A 240-nucleotide genomic window follows, 5' to 3' on the forward strand; every position below is an offset into this window, starting at 1 on the left:
CCGGGGCGAGCCCCGCTTCGAAGAAGTGCCGTATCTGGACGGTCTCGAACCGGTCGATGCCGGCCGGGACCGGGGTGTGGGTGGTGAAAACCGTGGACGCCCGTCCCGCTGCCAGGGCCTCTTCCCACGTCAAAGCGTTGTTGGGATCGGACATGGCTTCCTGGATCCGCTCAATCCCCAGGAAACCGGCGTGGCCCTCATTGGTGTGGAATACCTCCGGGGCGGGGTTGCCGGTGAGCT

General features: G+C 66.2%; 1 protein-coding gene. It reads right to left on the bottom strand.

Annotated features, from left to right (window positions below; genetic code table 11):
• Positions 1-240 (bottom strand): hypothetical protein (locus tag SCA31_RS25295; protein ID WP_410699684.1); only part of this gene is annotated, 240 nt, incomplete at both ends.

Origin of the sequence: Chryseobacterium sp. SIMBA_028 (assembly GCF_046535285.1) — a bacterium.
In the GTDB taxonomy this organism is placed as follows: Bacteria; Bacteroidota; Bacteroidia; order Flavobacteriales; family Weeksellaceae; genus Chryseobacterium.